A 17344-nucleotide genomic window follows, 5' to 3' on the forward strand; every position below is an offset into this window, starting at 1 on the left:
CTGGAGATAGCCTAAGTGTCGCCAAAAAAGCGGATAACCATGCACGACCACGCCGCCGAGGCGTCACTGTTTAAGCGCCGTGCGCTGTTCACTTTTTTTTGTGTTGTCGCCCTCCTGAGCGTGTTGGTGACCAATCTTTATCACCTTCAGGTTGAATCCTATAAAGATTACGCAACACGTTCTAATGACAACCGTATTCGTGTCGTGCCCATCGCCCCAAGCCGTGGCCTGATTTACGACAGAAACGGCGTACTCCTCGCCGAAAACCAACCCTTTTACTCCCTCGATCTGGTGCCTGAGAAAATTGCCAATATGTCCGAGACCTTGGACGAGCTAGGCAAGTTAATCGAAATCACCCCAGATGAGCGCGAAACCTTTACCGACGCCTTAAAATTTCACCGCCGCTTTAAGCCGCTTACCCTTAAAAATCAGCTGACTGAAGAGCAAGTGGCGATTTTTAGCGTGAACCAGCATCGCTTTCCCGGAATTTCCGTTGAGGCGGGTTTAAAACGTAACTACCCCTATGCGAGCCAGCTCACCCATGTGCTGGGCTATGTGGGCAAAATCAACACCCGCGATCGCGCCCAATTGGAGCGTAACGATCAATGGAAGAACTATGCCGCCACCAAGGATATTGGTAAGCAAGGCATTGAAAAGTTTTATGAATCTCTGCTACACGGCACGCCGGGTCACCTCGAAGAAGAAGTGAACAACCGCGGCCGGACTATCCGAACCCTTAAAATCGTACCGCCGGAACCGGGGCAAGATATTTACTTAACCCTCGATTTGCAATTGCAGCAAAAGGCGGTGGAATTACTCCAAGGTCACCGTGGCTCAATTGTCGCTATTGATCCGAGGGACGGCGGCATCTTAGCCCTAGTCTCAAGCCCTAGTTACGACCCCAACCAGTTCGTTCAAGGGATTAACAGCAAAGATTACAGTGATTTATTAAACGATAAATCTCGCCCACTGATTAACCGCGCCACCCAAGGTCAATATGCGCCAGCTTCGACGGTTAAACCCATTATCGCCCTGCTGGGATTGGATGAAAAAGCCGTCACCGAACACACTCGTATTTGGGACCCTGGCTTTTGGCAAATCCCTGGCGTTGAGCGTAAATACCGCGACTGGAAACGTTGGGGCCATGGCTGGGTGAACGTCTACAGCGCCATCGTAGAATCCTGCGATACCTACTTCTATGAATTGGCTTATAAAATCGGTGTCGATCCTATCGCCCGTTTTATGGAGCAATTCGGCTTTGGCCAAAATACCGGTGTCGATATTTTCGAAGAGTCGGCAGGCAATATGCCGTCTAAGGAATGGAAGCGCTTAAAATACAATCAAGCTTGGTATATTGGTGACACCATTTCTGTCGGTATCGGCCAAGGTTACTGGACCGCCACGCCATTGCAATTGGCTAGCGCCACCGCCATTCTCGCCAATGATGGCCGCCGCTTCCCGCCACATTTGTTAAAGTCGATTAAGGATAATACGGCTAAAATTGACTCACCCATTAACGAGTTACCGCCGATTGAACTTAAAAACCCGCGCAACTGGAAAATCATCAACGAAGCCATGCGCCAAACGGCTCATAAGTCTCGCTTCACCGACGCCAGTTACACGGCCGCGATGAAAACCGGTACGGCGCAGGTCATTGGCGTGGCCGAAAACACTAAGTACGATGCCAATAAGATTGCCGAGCATTTCCGCGATAACGCCCTCGTGGTCGCCTACGCGCCCTTTGAAGATCCTAAAATCGTCCTCGCTGTGGTGATGGAAAACGCCGGCTGGGGTGGTGCAAACGCAGGCCCTGTTGCCCGCGCCATGCTCGATGAATACATGCTAAGAGACACTTGGAAACCAACGCCATGAGTGCCCACCAACGTCAAAACATCTGGCAACGATTGCATATCGACTTGCCCTTACTGCTCGGCCTGTTTGCCGTCATGGGCTTTGGCCTGTTTGTTATCTACTCCGCCAGCGGTGAAGATCTTGGCATGATGGAGCGCCAACTGTTTAGGATGTTTTTATCCCTAGGCATTATGTTTACTATGGCGCAGATCAATCCCGAGGCGCTAAAACGCTGGGCCCTACCGATTTACCTTGCGGGGATTGTGCTGCTGCTTGGGGTGCATTTTTTTGGGGAAATTAACAAAGGCGCGCAGCGCTGGTTGAACTTAGGCTTTATGGAGTTTCAGCCTTCGGAGCTGATTAAGCTCGCCTTCCCCATTACTATGGCTTGGTATATCAGTAAGTTCCCTCTGCCGCCGAAGAAACGCTACCTTGCGGGCGCTGCAGTGATCCTCTTAGTACCGACGCTTTTAATTGCCAAACAACCTGACTTAGGCACCTCGATTTTGGTTGCCGCATCGGGCATTTTCGTACTTTTTTTATCGGGCATGAGCTGGGCAATTGTGGGCGGTTTTATTGCCGCCGTATTAGCCTTCTTACCGATCCTTTGGTACTTCCTGATGCACGATTACCAAAGAACCCGCGTATTGACCCTACTCGATCCAGAGCAGGATCCCTTAGGTGCCGGTTACCATATTATCCAATCGAAAATTGCCATCGGCTCTGGTGGTCTCTGGGGTAAAGGTTGGCTCGATGGCACTCAATCCCAATTAGAATTTATCCCCGAACGTCACACCGACTTTATCTTTGCGGTGATCGGTGAAGAGTTTGGCCTGATAGGCAGTATTATCCTGCTCCTGATGTATCTGTACATCATCGGACGCGGCTTAGTCATCGCCTCTCGGGCGCAAACCAGCTTTGCCAGACTCCTTGCCGGCAGTATCACATTGACTTTCTTCGTTTATGTTTTTGTGAATATTGGTATGGTTTCAGGTATCCTGCCTGTGGTGGGTGTACCTTTACCCCTTGTCAGTTATGGTGGCACTTCCATGCTGACATTGATGACAGGGTTTGGCATTCTTATGAGCATTCATACCCATAGACGTTTTGTAGATAGATAATTTTTAGGGACTTCTTAATGCCTATTCTTCGAGCTTGTTTGGCTCCACTGGCAGTGCTTTGCCTCAGTTCATACCTCATTGGCTGCTCGACCGCGAACGAGCCAGCAACAACGACACCGCCACCAAGCGCGGCCGTGACCACACAGGCGCCAACACCTGTATTGCCCGAGGCCTTAAAGGCAGAGTTTATTAAAACCCAAATGGCACAAGGCTTTACTGAAGCCGAAGTGGAAAGTTTCTTGGCCAAAGCCAACTACAACCAGGCGGTTATTGATGCGATTTCTCGCCCTTGGGAAGCTAAGCCTTGGCACCAGTATTATCCGATTTTCCTCACCGAGAAACGCCTCAACGCGGGCCTAGCCTTCTGGAAAAAACACGAGGCAACGATTGCCAAAGCCGCCACTCAGTACCAAGTCGAGCCACAAATTATTGTGGCCATTATTGGTATTGAAACCTTCTATGGTCAGTACACGGGCAATTATCCGGTAATCGACGCGCTCTACACCTTAGGGTTTTATTACGAGCCAAGAGCCACTTTCTTTCGCAAGGAGTTTGGCGAGCTGATGAAGCTGGTAAAAGAAGAACACTTAGATATCAATAGCCTCAAGGGTTCTTACGCTGGCGCCATGGGCTTTGGTCAGTTTATTCCGTCAAGCTACCGCCACTATGCCGTGGATTTTGATGGCAGTGGCAACCGTGATTTACTCCAGAGTCCAGAGGACGCCATTGGCAGTGTCGCCAATTATTTCCATGAACACGGTTGGCAGTTGCACGCGCCCGTTGCGCTCCCCTTAGTGAACAGCAGTCCCAATGCGCCTAAAGCCAAAGTGTGGGCCGGCGAGAAGTTGCAGTACAAGGTTTCTGATATTCTCTCCCCAAGTTTATCGCTGGCCACCGCCCGCGATTTAAATGCCTCGCAAAAGGCCATGCTTATCGAGCTGGAACAAGTGGATAGCAAGGACTACTGGTTAGGACTCAATAACTTTTATGTGATCACCCGTTATAACCGTAGCCCTTTGTATTCCATGGCCGTTTACCAATTTAGCCAACAACTGAAGCAACAACATGACGCTAAGAAATAATCTTTTACAGCTCTTGATGCTCGGCTGCTGTTTTGCGCTTGCGGCCTGCTCGAGTTCTAATTCTGGCTCGGCCAGCGAGAAGAACAAGAACATGGATCCCAACAAGGGCCGTTATGCACTAAAAAACGATAAGATGCCCATCAATCCACCCAATGTGGACCATGTGCCAAACGCGACCCCAAAATACGAGCCCTACAGCCGTCGCGGTAATAAACCATACACGGTTTATGGTGAGTCCTATACGGTGTTAGATTCGGGTCAAGGCTTTTCCGAAACTGGCCGCGCCTCATGGTACGGCGAGAAATTCCACGGCTATGAGACATCGAATGGCGAGCCCTACGACATGTATGGCATGTCTGGGGCACACAAGACCTTGCCTTTGCCAAGCTATGCTCGCGTCACTAACTTAGATAACAATAAGCAGGTCATTATTCGGATTAACGATCGCGGCCCTTTCCATTCGGACCGGATTTTGGACTTATCCTACGCCGCCGCTTATAAGCTGGGTATGTTAGGCACAGGTACCGCTCGAATTAAGCTGGATGTGATCTATATTGGCACTCAGGCTGCGACACAGTCAGCTATCGCCAGTATTCAATCCTCAGGCAATCACTACATACAATTAGTGGCTTCGAAGGATCAGCATAGACTGAACAAAATGGCGAAGGATCTGGAGAAGAAATATCAGGTCAAGACCCGTGTACAACCGGCAAACAATATGTATAGACTACAGCTCGGTCCAATTGGTCAAACCGAACTGGCCGACCGATTACTCAATAAAGTGAAACAAGACGGTTACCCCGAAGGCTATATGGTTTTGGAGTAGTGACCGCTCACTATAAGATATAGATTTAGCTTAAAAATACCCCAGATGAAGGAACCTTCACTGAAAACCTTTGTCGAAGGGTGGTATACTCGCGAAACTATTTTGCCTTTTCTTTCAATACAACCAAAAAGACGTGCTAAGTTAATGATGAATTTTGTAAAAAGTCCCATTAAAACATTGCTGCTAATTTCGAGTGTTTCTCTTCCTGTTTATGCTGCGCAGCCGATTGTTACCCCTGATGCACCTACAGTTGCCGCCAAGGCTTACGTCTTGATGGATTATTACTCGGGCCAAATCATTGCCGAAGAAAATGCCTACGAAAGCTTAAACCCAGCCAGCTTAACGAAGATGATGACCAGTTATGTGATTGGTCAAGAAATCAAAGCCGGTAACGTATCCCCAGATGATGATGTGACCATCAGTAAAAATGCCTGGTCAAAGAACTTCTCTGACTCATCAAAAATGTTCATCGAAGTGGGTAAAACCGTTAAGGTTTCCGACTTAAACCGCGGCATCATCATCCAATCGGGTAACGATGCCTGTGTGGCCATGGCCGAACACATTGCTGGCACCGAAGGCGCCTTCGTTGACATGATGAACTCATGGGCGAAGCAGCTTGGCATGCGTGACAGCTACTTCGAAAACTCCCACGGTTTAGACTCAGAAAACCACAAATCAACCGCCTACGATATGGCGTTATTAGGTGCCGCACTTATCCGTGACGTGCCTGAAGAATACCGTGTCTACAGCGAAAAATATTATACCTTCAACGGTATCAAGCAATATAACCGTAACGGTCTGCTGTGGGATAACAGCATGAATGTCGACGGTATCAAAACCGGCCACACCTCTGGCGCGGGTTATAACTTAGTTGCATCTGCCACCAAAGACGGTATGCGTTTAATTTCAGTGGTCATGGGCACCCAGAGTGAAGCCGCCCGTAAAGCCGAAAGTAAAAAGCTGCTGACCTATGGTTTCCGTTTCTTCGAAACAGTAACCCCTTACAAGGCGGGCGACAGCTTCGTGACCCAACAAATTTGGTACGGCGATAAGAGCACTGTCGATTTAGGTGTTGCTACTGATACTCCAATCACCATCAGTCGTGGCCGTGCAAAAGACTTAAAAGCCAACTTCGAACTGACTAAGCCACTGGATGCACCACTGAAAAAAGGTGAAACCGTTGGCCGCTTATACTTCCAGTTAGATGGCAAAGATATTGCGCAATTCCCGCTGGTTACCCTGCAAGAAGTCAACGAAGGCAGCTGGTTCAGCAAATTAGTTGATTACTTTAAGCAACTGTTTTCTGGTTGGTTTAGCTAATCGGAATCACAAAAACTAAGCCACCTTCGGGTGGCTTAGTTGTTTTTGGGGGAGTATCGCCCTTGAATCGGGTATAATCGTCACCATATAGTTCCCATTAAAATGGTTATAGAGCACCACTATGTTAAACACGAAATTTGATGAACTCATGGAGTTCCCCTGCGCCTTCCCATTCAAAGTGGTTGGCGATGCCCACGAAGCCCTGACCGACAGAGTCGTTGCCGTAGTGCAAAGACACGCCCCTGGTGATTATTCACCCACAGTTAAGGCCTCAAGCAAAGGTAGCTACTACTCAGTGACTATCCGCGTCACAGTGACCAGCAAAGATCATATTGAGACACTGTACACTGAGCTTGCCGGTATCGAAGGCGTACGCCGCGTACTATAAGTATTCCTCAAGGCCATGAAATGTGATCTGTCTTACATTTATGGTCAAGAGGCGTATAATAGCGCCACTCAATTCTAGGGGAGAGGTTGCCCTTGCAAGACACCACTTTGCATATTCGGCATCTGGGACAACAGGATTACGAGTCTGTGTGGCATGCGATGCAGCATTACACCGACACACGTAACAGCGATAGCCCAGACGAACTGTGGATCGTTGAACATCCACCCGTATTTACCCAAGGCCAAGCAGGTAAAAGCGAACATATTTTGAATCCGGGTGATATTCCCGTGATCCAAGTTGATCGTGGCGGCCAAGTGACGTACCACGGGCCGGGACAATTAGTTGTCTACCCTCTCCTCGATATTAAACGCAGCAAGATTGGCGTCCGTCAGCTCGTGACCCATATCGAGCAAAGCATTATCGATATGCTCGCCAAATACGATATCAATGCCTACGCCAAGGCCGATGCGCCGGGCGTGTATGTGGATGAGCGCAAAGTTGCCTCTTTAGGGCTTCGCATTCGTAAAGGCTGCTCCTTCCACGGCTTAGCACTGAATGTCGATATGGATCTGGCGCCGTTTCGCCGTATTAACCCTTGCGGTTATGCTGGGCTTGAAATGGTGCAATGCAAGGAACTGGGCGGCCCACAAACCGTGATAGAAGCAGGCGACCAACTCATTATTACCCTTAGCCAACTATTGGGCTACCAACAACTAGTTCATCATCAAGGATTAGCAGCGTCATGAATAGGCCTGAACGTTTACAACCCGGAGTCAAATTAAGAGATGCCGATAAGGTCTCGCGCATTCCGGTTAAAATCGTGCCCTCTGAGCGCGAAACCATGTTACGCAAACCCGATTGGTTAAGGGTCAAACTGCCCGCATCTAACCAACGCATTCTCGAGATCAAGCAAGCATTGCGTTCGAACGGTCTGCACTCGGTCTGTGAAGAAGCTTCTTGCCCTAACTTGGCAGAATGTTTTAACCACGGCACCGCGACCTTTATGATTTTGGGCGCAATTTGTACTCGCCGCTGCCCATTCTGCGACGTGGCCCACGGTCGTCCACTCAAGCCTGATGCGGAAGAACCAGTCAAACTGGCACAAACCATTCGTGATATGAAGCTAAAATACGTGGTTATCACCTCGGTTGACCGCGATGACCTGCGTGATGGCGGTGCCCAACACTTTGCCGACTGTATCCGTGAGATCCGTAAGCTCAATCCTGAAATTAAGATTGAAATCTTAGTGCCCGATTTCCGTGGTCGTATCGACGCCGCCCTCGACATTCTGTCGACCGAGCCGCCTGATGTGTTCAACCACAACCTCGAAACTGCGCCTATGCATTACCGCAAAGCGCGTCCGGGTGCGAACTATCAATGGTCACTCGACCTGCTGAAGCGCTTTAAAGAGCGTCACCCCAATGTACCGACAAAATCGGGACTGATGATGGGTCTAGGTGAAACCAACGAGGAAATCGCTCAAGTGCTGCGTGACCTACGTGAGCACAAGGTCGAAATGTTGACCTTAGGCCAATATCTGCAACCGTCTAAGTTCCACCTACCGGTTGAGCGTTATGTGTCGCCAGCCGAGTTCGATGAGCTTAAAGTCCTTGCCGACGAGCTTGGCTTTACTCACGCCGCCTGTGGTCCATTAGTACGTTCAAGCTACCATGCCGACCTGCAAGCTCAAGGTAAAGAAGTGAAGTAATCTTCGCTTTATTAACCCCATAAAAAAACAGCGCTAAGGCGCTGTTTTTTTTTATCTTCTTCTAAAACCTTAAGCCGTTTCGCTTAAGGCTAAATCCATCAAAATCGCATCTTCCTTGCCGTCAGCCAAAGGATAATAACCTTTGCGACGACCGGTTTCGATAAAGCCCCGTTTCTGATAGAGCGCGCGCGCCGCAAGGTTTGATTCACGAACCTCCAGCATCAGCACCACAGCCTTGGCAACCTTAGCGCCGTCGATAACCGCCGTGAGTAGCAGATGCCCGTATCCTCGCCCTTGTTGCTCCGGCGGCAAACAAATATCCAGCAGCGTTGCCTCATCGACAATCTGCTGCACAATCGCAAAACCGAGCAACTCGCCATCGTTTTGCATTAACCCAATAACGCGGTACAAGTGGCCAAAACAGTCGGCAAGATTATTCTCACTCATAGGATGGGAATGGGCACTCGCCTCAATGCGCGCCATTTGGCTTACATCCGTTGGCGTCAGGAGCACAATTTGCAACGATTCACTAAGGGTTTTAAGGACTTGATGACTCACAGGAAAATCCAAATAAAAAGGCAACTTAAGATAATGTATACAGGGCACGACCAATAGAGGCTTAGGCCGTTAATTGCTGCTCACGCCACTGGCAAATCTGCGTCCATAAGGCACGCTTTGCCTCACTACGAGACAGTAAGTCCGCTAAGGGATCCGACACTAACCAAGCCACTCTGGGCCTAACCCTGTGGCGGCGTAAATCCCAGACGACGGTTTTGCCCTTATGTGGCTCAGTGTTGAACTCACAGTCGTCCTTACTGATGCCAATTAATCCGAGCACAGTTTCGACTAAAGGCTCGGCGGCAGGCGTCATCTCATCTGCATCCCAAACCACTTGATAAGGTCGCACTTTAGTATCACGAAGCTGCCAGGGAGTAATCTCCATTGCGGCTAAATAGGCTGATTTATTCATGGGGTGATTGGGGTTTCATTAGGCTCTGACACCGCATAAGGATACCAGCTAAATAGGCTGAATGTTATTGTCTCGAGGCAAGTCCTCATACAAATCCATCCCAAAATCCTAATTAAGCCACAGACTTCAATCTGCAAATTCGATTTATAAAATCTATTTTAACCGCTTTAGATGTTTAGCTCATTTGATAAGCTATCCCCATCAAGTAGGACAATAGGAGGAATTTCCATGATTAACATCGGCATCAACCAGAGTCACAGAGAAGAAATCGCTGCTGGGTTAAATCAGTTATTGGCCGATAGCTACAGCCTTTACCTTAAGACCCACAGCTTCCACTGGAACGTCACAGGCCCTATGTTCACTAGCTTGCACTTATTGTTTGAACAGCAATATACCGAGCTTGCCTTAGCGGTCGATTTAATCGCCGAGCGAGTTCGCGCATTAGGCGCAAGAGCCTTAGGCTCCTATTCGGCCTATGCCAAGTTGACTGAAATCCGTGAAGATGAAGGTGTCACTAAAGCCGAAACCATGATCCGTGAACTGTTAAGTGACCAAGAAGTGGTGATCCGAAACGCTCGAGCGCTCTATCCCTTGGTTAGCCAAGCTAACGATGAGGCAACGGCAGATTTACTCACCCAGCGCATTCAACTCCATGAGAAAAATGCGTGGATGTTACGTAGCTTATTAAGCGAATAACCCTTTCATCATCCCCAAGCCAAATGGCCAAGCAGTCACGCGCTCGGCCATTTTTATTGGGCATTGTTTTAGGGTAAAGCCAATTTAGAGATACTTAAGCCAAGCCTGCTGACTCTGTCCTTTGTAACGGCTAAACCAGCGCACGGGATAATAGAGCAAAGGGATCAAGACTAAGCTTATCAGCCATATCCACCCCATATGCGCTACACCAAAAAGCTCCCCATGGTTTGCGCCAAATACCCATTTAGCCAGCGAGTACAGCAACAGCAGCACATATAAGTGCAAGATATAGAAGAACATGGGCACTGAGCCAAACACTGCTAACCTCTGCCCCATCCAACCTAATACTCTGCCTGTCGCAAAATAGCGCTCAAACACTACTAAGCCGTAGAACATCCCGCCCAAGGTCACCAACAAAAAACTCAGTGATGGCGGATACTTAGTTAGATTAAATACCGACATTAAGGTTTGACCTAGGGTATCGCCAAACTGCCAAGGCAGCGTCTCGCCGTAGAGATTGAACCCACGCAGCAAGCCAAACAGCAGAGCGCAGCCAAGCCCTAACAGTATTAATTTTTGCTGACGCTGCCACGCATCACTCCCTCGGCCAAAGACGGGGCCAGCTACATAGCCCAATAAAATCACGCCAATCCATGGTAGCGCTGGGTAACTTATCTTCAGCTTAAGCTCGCCCTCGGCAATCAAATAACCTCGGTCATGCAATATCGTCCACAGACTATAGCCCCACTCGTCTGGCGTAAAATGGATAGGCGACAATAGGTTATGGCCAAAGACAATCAATAGCCCGAGTAATGCCATCCATAGCCTTGGGAGCTTGATTAATGCCGCGAGAGCCAACATGCTCAGTCCTATCACCCAAATCACCTGCAACCACAGGGTGTGATAATTGCCCATCCATGAGACATTAATCACCAATACTTCGAGGGCGATTAAGAATAGTCCGCGCTTGATTAAAAACTCGCGCGCAGAGCGCGGCTCGCCATAGCCACGATTGGCGTAAAGCCAGGCCGAGACTCCAGTTAAAAAGACGAACACCGGCGCACAAAAGTGCGCTGCAAAACGGCTGACAAACAGCGCCCAGTTGGTTGTGCTTAAATCCATTGGGTCGCTCACCTGCATATGCAGGAAAAACCGCTCCCGCACATGGTCGAGCAACATAATCAGCATCACTAAGCCGCGCATCATGTCGATGCTATTGATTCGCTGACGCCCTTGCAGCTGAGGCGTCACAGACGAAGCCATGGGTGTCACTGTGACATTAGAATTCATAGCTAACACTCACTTTAACGTTACGTGGCTCACCCGGCACGGCCCACAGCGCCGAATAACTGCTGGCGATATAGTGCTCATCCAGCAGGTTATCGACATTGAGCGCGAGACTTAGGTTTTCACCAAGCCGAGTAGTAAAGAACATTCCAAGTAACTGATAACTTGGTAATTGAAAACTCGGATCGGCCGAATCACCTAAGCGTGAGTCCACATAACGCCAACTCAGCCCTAAATGACCGTCGATAGATAGTTCATTTAAGTCCTGTTTGAGAATGATACTGCCCGTGTGTTTTGGCACATTGACCAGCGGACTTCCCGCCGGAATTAACACGCCCCAATCTAGATTCAGGCTGTCGTTCGCCGTGCGGGTATTCAGGTAGGCATAGGACAAGGTCGCTTGTAAGCTCTCGGTCAATTCGGCCGCGATATCCAATTCAATCCCAGTGCTCTTGGCTTCACCAAGGGTCGCCGAAAAGCCGACATTGACGGGATCAGAGGTCAAGATATTGCTCTTTTGCGCATCAAACCAAGCCAAACTACCATTGACGGGTAACTCAAACCAAGTGCTGTTGAACTTAACCCCTAACTCGACGGATTTGCTCTCCTCTGGCTCGAAGGGATTACCCGCATAATCAGTGCCTGAAAGCGGTAAGAATCCTTCCGAATAGGAGCCGTAAACACTTAAGGCCTCAGACCATTGGTACACTAATCCGACTTTCGGACTGACTCTGTTATCGCTTTGACCCGACAGACTCGCGTTGACCTGCTCTGCGATTTCTTGGGAATAACGGTCAAACCTTAACCCTAAATGCAGTTTCCAGTGCTCGGTTAACTCCAATTGATCCTGTAAATAGGCGCCCCAGGCATCTTGAGTCTCTCGGTTTTCATACAGCAGACTGACCTCAGGCTGAGCCGCGCCATATTGGGGCGTAAAGATATCGATAGCATAGGCGCCCTTCTGGCCTCGATAACGGTAGAGTCCCGTTTTTAGTCGATAATGATAGGCATCCGTCCCGAGCAGCAGATTGTGTCTTATGCTGCCGGTATCAAACTGGCCGCTGAGTTCGGCACGCACTGAATGATCCTCTGAGGCGTAATCTCGATAGCGATGCTGCCGCGTCAGAGTACGGCCATCGTCATATAAGGATTGACGTCCCCTTGCTAATTCGGCATCCGATGAGTAGCCATTCAGACTCGAATCGCGATAGTTATAACCCGCGGTAAGCGACCAATCCTCATTTAATTCATACTCATAGGTAAGCTGATGCCCAGTCGCATCTACTTTAGTTGGCCCATCGTTGGGCTCGCCCAAGTAACGCGAACGGGGCACAGTATTAAAGTCGTTATTGAGTACCACTACACCACGGTCAAATAACTGTTCTTGCTTAAGATATTCAACCTCATACAGGAGCGATGACCTATCCGACAATTGCCAGCGCAGCGATGGTGTGACGATTTTTTTATCGCTAAACACGTAATCGCGAAAACTGTCATGCTCCTGCCAAGCGCCATTGATCCTAAAGGCCAAGGTATCGGTCAGCCCAGAGGTAAAATCCCCTTCCAACCGATATTGATCGAAACTCCCCGCAGACGCTTTTAAATAGCCTTGCGCCTCGTACTGCGGCTTTTTAGTCACAATATTCACAGTGCCACCCGGCTCCGAGCGTCCATAAAGCGCCGAACCCGGGCCTTTGAGGATTTCCACATAGGCCACGTTCGATAGATCTCTATGACCACTGAATCCTCGGCCACCATTAAAACCATTGATTAAATAGCCCGATGGCATGTTTTCATTCCCAGGAAAGCCCCGTAACGAAAAACTATCCCACAGCCCACCACCGTTGTTTTGCCGTGCGACACTGGCGGAATAATCCAATAAGTCTTGAAAACGCGTCAGCCCAGTATCTTTAATCAGTTGCTCATCCAGCACAGTAATCGCTTGGGGCAGCTCTGTAGCTGGCACATTGCCGCGGTAGGCCTGACGATAATGAATGCTTAAACGCTCGATATCGTCGTCATTAAGTCCCGCGGTATCAGTTGGCACAACCTCGGCGGCCAATAGGGGAACACTCACATCCAACGCCAATAACGCCACGCCCAGCACTAATGCCGAGCGCTTGTGGCTCACATAAACAGCCATTTTCACTCCAAAAATAAACAGCATCGGGCACCTTGGTTAAGCCAAGGCGCTCGAAAAATAAGAGAAATAGATAAAAAGCAGGAGTTAGGCTGTGAGCGGCGGCGCGCGGCTATGGAAGTAGCACCTAAATGGCGTCTTAAAGGAAATAACATCAAACTCAACCGAGATAACACCCTGTTGAGCAACTTGAAAATCTAAAGGAGAGTATGAGAGGGCATGCTGCAATTGATGCTGATGCAAACACAGCGCGCAGTGGGCCTTGGTATCATCATTGAGGTGGGAAACACTGTGCACCGCAAACGCAACAGACAGCAACACTAAGATGGCGGCAAGCCATAGTGCTAATCTGCGCCTTGTTTGCATCACAGAACTCAAACCATACATCCTCAAACCAAAGGGCTTGCGATTGTATGTTAGACACTACGAAAGTTGCAAATACCTTTACTTAACAAATGTAAGCAAATGCGGTGAGAAAATTTATCGCGCGCAAAATAAAACGGCTCGCATATTTCTATGCAAGCCGTTGTTTTATTTGGCAGGGGTGGCAGGACTCGAACCCGCAACCATCGGTTTTGGAGACCGCTGTTCTACCAATTGGAACTACACCCCTGTTGACGTGGGGCATTATGCTAAAAGCACTCTCAAAGGTAAAGGACTTTTTATGACAAACTTAATTAACTGAGGAATTTTCAAACAAGTTTGCCATCTACTGTTGATTTAATTGGCATAAAGCTGAAAAAGTCAGCATGTAAGCTCAGTGCTGAACGTAAAAAAACCGCCAGCAACTGAGTAAACATTAAGAAATGATGCTCTCTCTATGGTAAAAAAATAACAAAAGAGTCGTGAAAATGCCTTAAAAGATGAATTTAAGCGCAGTGCGTCCCATACTCTCGCGACTAAATCCCCTCGCTGATGGTTAATCATCAAGGGTTGAGATAAAAATCCGCCGCAAATCATTGTCCCAAAGCTGGATAATTTTGCGGGTCTTATCCTTATTCCAAAAACACTTACCAAACAGGATAAGCCCTGCGCCCTCTAAATCCCGTTTATCTTCGATATTAAAGCGCTTAAACAGTTTGGTTTTGATAGCCTCGATAGGAATACCTATGTCTTTACTGTCGGCGGGATTGAGCCAAGATAAGGTCGGGTCACTATGGGAGATAGTGCCCCAGTACATATGGGGTTTGTTATCCGTCGGATCCGCATCGGCAAAATTCACAAACAAATTCTTCGCCCGCCAGCGGTACTTACGCTCATCATCGGTGTAAACCCAAAGATCCGAAGTCGCCAGTTCGGAGCCGCGCAGCAGGCTATGGAGTAACTTTTCTAGCCCTTGGCTCGGAGTACGCATTGCCGTGATTGCTACTTCGGGTTTATCGGCCACCACTTGATAGCCAGCTCTGGGCTCCTGTACTGACACTAATGGCTCGGTATCATTTTCAAGTTCACTTTTGGCTCCAACCTCTTGCTCTTGGGGAGCCTTGATTTTGTGCGCTGAGTTAGATGGTTTCTTATTACTGGGATTAAGCGAAAAATCGATAACCAAGGCATCGGCGTCGAGCAGTTGTTGCTGCACTTCGAGGGCATCTTGTTCTTCACGGGACTTTTGCGCCGACGGATTAAATTCGATGCAATCGAGCTCATGGTAACGGGAGCCAAAACAGGCGGCCCTACCATCCTTAGATGCTTTACGAAAATAGGCTTTGCCGTAGCAGGCGGGGCAATATAAATGCTGGCGCAAACGCTCAATCTCAGCCTCGGGTAACTGCTGAAACTTGAACACACTGTAGGTGACACCGGCCTGAGCATGAGGATTGAGTCGTAATGGCGACGAAGCGTGCTCTGCCGCAGCCTCGGTTGTGAGTACACAAATCGCATCCAACATCTCTTGCCCCCTAATCCTTATCTTCGCGACCTTATCTCAAGTCTTAAGCTGGATGAAAATAGCTCGCGAGTCGTGTGGCTAAACTCGGCGGCAATAAGGGTTTATTACCGACAGTCGTTTTGCCATAAAAACCTTGCAGCTTGTCGATTAACTGCCAAAAACAGAGGTTTGCCGCCAATGCATCGAGGGCGGCGTACTGAATTTGCGCTTGGGATAAAGGCACCTGTTGCCAATTCGAGAGGGTAATTTTTTTAGGTTTATCGATACGTTTATGCAGTAATGCCGCCACCAATTGCCGCGTCCCCATTTCCTTCCCAGCGCCGAGCTGCGCCATCGCCCAATTCAAATCGAGTCGAGGAGAAACCTGAATATCCCAATCCCGTTTCAGTGCTTGACCATCGCCCCTTAATCCAATCCCCACTTTGAGGATCTGCTCATTGTCGAGCAAAGGTTTAAGCTCGGCGAGCCTCTCACCCAATACCGCCCGCTGAAATAAATAGCAGGTATCTGAGGTCGCCAATTGCACTAAGCTCAATGGATGTTGAACACCCGGCTCAAAGCTTGCCCGCGTTTCGGTATCAAACCCCAGCACGGATTCACGGCTAAGTTGTTGTAATGCGGTGGCAAGCGTATCGGGCGTGACTAATTCCACCCGCATTTCGCCCCGCATTTCGCCCTTTATATCCACCAGCGACAGTGGTACGAGGTTTGCCAGCTCGGCATCCGTTAATCGCGTCGTTAAGGCGAGTTTTTGCTGAAACCATTGGAACTTAAGTTGCGAATCGCCTGCCGATAAGTCTCCCGCTTGGGACTCGGCTAACCCAGCCAGATATTGACTCCCCGCTTTATCCATCGCCGCGATAAGCTCGTCGGCATGTTCGCCTAATTCCTGACGCAACCAAGCCAACTTATTGGGAGAAAGGCAATAACGCATTAATTGCATACTTCGTCCTTGAGCGTTGAAATAATCGCCGCGAGCACCTTAGCACTTGCGCAACTCGGGTTAGCTGATCAGCAATAAAGGATCAAAAACGGATCAGCTACGTAGCTTTTGGAACCCAGTCATCAGCAGTACCGCCACAGCGCCCGCCGCGATGCCAAAGAGCGCGTTAAGAATGCTCGGCGTCAGTAACCCAAGCACTGGGCCGACAACGGCAATGGTTTCCACAAATTGCTCGGCATGGTGGATTTGCTCGCCGACCCAATGTAATCCATGGGTTAGAATGCCGCCGCCCACCATAAACATAGCAGCAGTACCGATAATGGTTAAGCTCTTCATCAACACGGGCGCCGCACTCAGTAAGCCAAAACCCAACTTACGATTAAAGCGAGTAAAGCTCGACTCGCCCTGACGCTGGCTCAGATACAAACCCGCATCGTCCATTTTGACAATCGCCGCCACCAAACCATAAACGCCTATGGTCATCACAATACCGATAATGGCGAGGGTAAAAAATTGCGTCGTCAGCGACTTATCCGCGACTATGCCTAAAGTGATGGCGATAATTTCTGCCGACAACACAAAGTCGGTGCGAATTGCGCCCTTCACTTTTTCCTTCTCATAGGCCGCCAGATCGCTTATTTCGGGTAAGTCCGATTCGGCCTGCTCCGCATGTTTGTCTTTGCGATGGCTATAGCTGTGGTGTAATTTCTCAAAGCCTTCAAAACATAAAAACAAGCCACCGAACATCAACAAGGGCGTCACCGCCCAAGGAATAAAGGCGCTGATCAACATGGCCGCTGGCACTAAAATCAATTTATTGCGAAACGAGCCTAAGGCGACCGCCCAGACCACGGGTAATTCACGGTCGGCACTCACGCCTGTCACTTGCTGGGCGTTTAAGGCCAAATCGTCCCCTAATACCCCGGCGGTTTTCTTGGCCGCGACCTTACTCATCACCGCCACGTCATCCAAAATGGATGCAATATCGTCGAGTAAGGTTAATAAACTCGCCCCTGCCATACATGCTCCCTTAAACAAATAATGCTGTTTTTATCAATTCTGCTTTCGCCAATTCTGCTTTTACCATAGTAACTTAGTTAGATTAAGCCCGCATAGCGAATCGT

General features: G+C 49.1%; 17 protein-coding genes and 1 tRNA gene. 9 read left to right on the forward strand and 9 right to left on the reverse strand.

Features of this window, described 5'->3' with window-relative positions:
- The first annotated feature begins 15 nt into the window (after nt 1-15).
- From mrdA to lipA, 8 genes are all read left to right on the forward strand, one after another.
- The gene (gene mrdA, locus L2713_RS00385) at nt 16-1872 is read left to right on the forward strand and encodes a penicillin-binding protein 2 (RefSeq protein WP_011716117.1); all 1857 of its coding nucleotides are present in this window, start codon (nt 16-18) and stop codon (nt 1870-1872) included.
- Nucleotides 1869-2972: a rod shape-determining protein RodA gene (gene rodA, locus L2713_RS00390; RefSeq protein ID WP_011621782.1), complete on the forward strand. Its 1104-nt coding sequence runs from the start codon at nt 1869-1871 to the stop codon at nt 2970-2972. Before mrdA ends, rodA begins: the two co-directional genes overlap by 4 nt.
- Nucleotides 2973-2989: 17 nt before the next feature.
- A complete protein-coding gene (mltB, locus tag L2713_RS00395; RefSeq protein WP_248966483.1) occupies nt 2990-4054 on the forward strand; it encodes a lytic murein transglycosylase B in 1065 nt (354 codons plus the stop codon).
- The gene (locus L2713_RS00400; RefSeq protein WP_011621780.1) at nt 4038-4880 is read left to right on the forward strand and encodes a septal ring lytic transglycosylase RlpA family protein; all 843 of its coding nucleotides are present in this window, start codon (nt 4038-4040) and stop codon (nt 4878-4880) included. The genes mltB and L2713_RS00400 overlap by 17 nt, the downstream gene beginning before the upstream one ends.
- Nucleotides 4881-5024: 144 nt before the next feature.
- A complete protein-coding gene (locus tag L2713_RS00405; RefSeq protein ID WP_011621779.1) occupies nt 5025-6200 on the forward strand; it encodes a serine hydrolase in 1176 nt (391 codons plus the stop codon).
- A 121-nt stretch (nt 6201-6321) separates the two neighbouring features.
- Entirely contained in the window at nt 6322-6588 is a 267-nt protein-coding gene (gene ybeD / locus L2713_RS00410) for a DUF493 family protein YbeD (protein WP_011621778.1), read from the forward strand.
- 92 nt (nt 6589-6680) lie between these two features.
- The gene (gene lipB / locus L2713_RS00415) at nt 6681-7334 is read left to right on the forward strand and encodes a lipoyl(octanoyl) transferase LipB (RefSeq protein WP_011621777.1); all 654 of its coding nucleotides are present in this window, start codon (nt 6681-6683) and stop codon (nt 7332-7334) included.
- Entirely contained in the window at nt 7331-8296 is a 966-nt protein-coding gene (lipA, locus tag L2713_RS00420; protein WP_011621776.1) for a lipoyl synthase, read from the forward strand. The genes lipB and lipA overlap by 4 nt, the downstream gene beginning before the upstream one ends.
- Before the next feature lie 69 nt (nt 8297-8365).
- Here the strand turns inward: lipA and rimI are convergent, their stop codons facing one another.
- Nucleotides 8366-8818, reverse strand: a complete 453-nt coding sequence (gene rimI, locus L2713_RS00425) for a ribosomal protein S18-alanine N-acetyltransferase (protein ID WP_248966750.1) — start codon at nt 8816-8818, stop codon at nt 8366-8368.
- Between the two features lie 97 nt (nt 8819-8915).
- Complete coding sequence (locus tag L2713_RS00430) at nt 8916-9266, reverse strand: DNA polymerase III subunit psi (RefSeq protein WP_248966484.1); 351 nt, start codon at nt 9264-9266, stop codon at nt 8916-8918.
- A 228-nt stretch (nt 9267-9494) separates the two neighbouring features.
- Between L2713_RS00430 and dpsA the strand changes: the two genes are divergently transcribed.
- The gene (gene dpsA / locus L2713_RS00435) at nt 9495-9962 is read left to right on the forward strand and encodes a DNA starvation/stationary phase protection protein DpsA (protein WP_248966485.1); all 468 of its coding nucleotides are present in this window, start codon (nt 9495-9497) and stop codon (nt 9960-9962) included.
- A gap of 84 nt (nt 9963-10046) precedes the next feature.
- On the opposite strand, the gene L2713_RS00440 is transcribed toward dpsA, so the two are convergent.
- The 7 genes from L2713_RS00440 to L2713_RS00470 form a co-directional block, all read right to left on the reverse strand.
- Nucleotides 10047-11252 carry an acetyltransferase domain-containing protein gene (locus L2713_RS00440; protein ID WP_248966486.1) on the reverse strand — a complete coding sequence of 402 codons (1206 nt, stop codon included), beginning with the start codon at nt 11250-11252 and terminating at the stop codon, nt 10047-10049.
- Nucleotides 11242-13416, reverse strand: coding sequence for a TonB-dependent siderophore receptor (locus L2713_RS00445; protein WP_262251177.1), 2175 nt, complete (start codon nt 13414-13416; stop codon nt 11242-11244). The genes L2713_RS00440 and L2713_RS00445 overlap by 11 nt, the downstream gene beginning before the upstream one ends.
- Before the next feature lie 60 nt (nt 13417-13476).
- Complete coding sequence (locus tag L2713_RS00450; RefSeq protein ID WP_248966488.1) at nt 13477-13767, reverse strand: DUF2946 domain-containing protein; 291 nt, start codon at nt 13765-13767, stop codon at nt 13477-13479.
- Nucleotides 13768-13925: 158 nt separating this feature from the next.
- Nucleotides 13926-14002 (reverse strand) — tRNA-Trp (locus tag L2713_RS00455).
- Nucleotides 14003-14308: 306 nt separating this feature from the next.
- Nucleotides 14309-15277 (reverse strand): hypothetical protein, encoded by a 969-nt coding sequence (locus tag L2713_RS00460; protein WP_248966489.1) that lies wholly within the window; start codon nt 15275-15277, stop codon nt 14309-14311.
- A gap of 43 nt (nt 15278-15320) precedes the next feature.
- Nucleotides 15321-16220: a 3'-5' exonuclease gene (locus L2713_RS00465; protein WP_248966490.1), complete on the reverse strand. Its 900-nt coding sequence runs from the start codon at nt 16218-16220 to the stop codon at nt 15321-15323.
- A 93-nt stretch (nt 16221-16313) separates the two neighbouring features.
- Nucleotides 16314-17240, reverse strand: a complete 927-nt coding sequence (locus tag L2713_RS00470) for a DUF808 domain-containing protein (protein WP_089068300.1) — start codon at nt 17238-17240, stop codon at nt 16314-16316.
- Between the last annotated feature and the right edge of the window lie 104 nt (nt 17241-17344).

Origin of the sequence: Shewanella seohaensis (genome assembly GCF_023283775.1) — a bacterium.
In the GTDB taxonomy this organism is placed as follows: Bacteria; Pseudomonadota; Gammaproteobacteria; order Enterobacterales; family Shewanellaceae; genus Shewanella; species Shewanella seohaensis.

Coding starts and splice junctions, on each gene's coding strand:
- L2713_RS00445 (WP_262251177.1), bottom strand. CDS start 13,416: ATGCTGTTTATTTTTGGAGTGAAAATGGCTGTTTATGTGAGCCACAAG.
- L2713_RS00430 (WP_248966484.1), bottom strand. CDS start 9,266: ATGAATAAATCAGCCTATTTAGCCGCAATGGAGATTACTCCCTGGCAG.
- mltB (WP_248966483.1), top strand. CDS start 2,990: ATGCCTATTCTTCGAGCTTGTTTGGCTCCACTGGCAGTGCTTTGCCTC.
- L2713_RS00465 (WP_248966490.1), bottom strand. CDS start 16,220: ATGCAATTAATGCGTTATTGCCTTTCTCCCAATAAGTTGGCTTGGTTG.
- dpsA (WP_248966485.1), top strand. CDS start 9,495: ATGATTAACATCGGCATCAACCAGAGTCACAGAGAAGAAATCGCTGCT.
- L2713_RS00440 (WP_248966486.1), bottom strand. CDS start 11,252: ATGAATTCTAATGTCACAGTGACACCCATGGCTTCGTCTGTGACGCCT.
- L2713_RS00470 (WP_089068300.1), bottom strand. CDS start 17,240: ATGGCAGGGGCGAGTTTATTAACCTTACTCGACGATATTGCATCCATT.
- L2713_RS00460 (WP_248966489.1), bottom strand. CDS start 15,277: ATGTTGGATGCGATTTGTGTACTCACAACCGAGGCTGCGGCAGAGCAC.
- ybeD (WP_011621778.1), top strand. CDS start 6,322: ATGTTAAACACGAAATTTGATGAACTCATGGAGTTCCCCTGCGCCTTC.
- rodA (WP_011621782.1), top strand. CDS start 1,869: ATGAGTGCCCACCAACGTCAAAACATCTGGCAACGATTGCATATCGAC.
- L2713_RS00400 (WP_011621780.1), top strand. CDS start 4,038: ATGACGCTAAGAAATAATCTTTTACAGCTCTTGATGCTCGGCTGCTGT.
- lipA (WP_011621776.1), top strand. CDS start 7,331: ATGAATAGGCCTGAACGTTTACAACCCGGAGTCAAATTAAGAGATGCC.
- L2713_RS00405 (WP_011621779.1), top strand. CDS start 5,025: ATGATGAATTTTGTAAAAAGTCCCATTAAAACATTGCTGCTAATTTCG.